The sequence below is a fragment of the Chryseobacterium sp. SIMBA_038 genome, assembly GCF_046535115.1.
Classification (GTDB): Bacteria; Bacteroidota; Bacteroidia; order Flavobacteriales; family Weeksellaceae; genus Chryseobacterium.
Genome location: NZ_JAWRXH010000484.1, coordinates 1 through 231, shown reverse-complemented (window position 1 = coordinate 231; position 231 = coordinate 1). Strand labels below are relative to the sequence as shown.

Here is a 231-nt window from a genome sequence, read left to right as displayed (position 1 = left end):
CATGGGTAATGAAAAATACTTCTATATCTTTCTCAGTATGCTCTTCAATAAAAAATTTCTCCAAAGCTTCTGAAGCTTCCAGAATCGGACTTACCTGATTAAGGTTTTCAATAACATCCTCAACTTTATTCAGGGAAATAGGAATTCCTGACTGTCCCAATGCAAAAACCTGACACTCAGAATGTGCCTTTGGATGCTTGATCACAGCAATGGCTGATGCAAATGCTAATA

General features: G+C 37.2%; 1 protein-coding gene. It reads right to left on the bottom strand.

What is annotated here, in order from left to right:
- On the bottom strand, positions 1–231 hold a 231-nt coding region (locus tag SB689_RS24350; RefSeq protein WP_410694583.1), incomplete at both ends, for a hypothetical protein.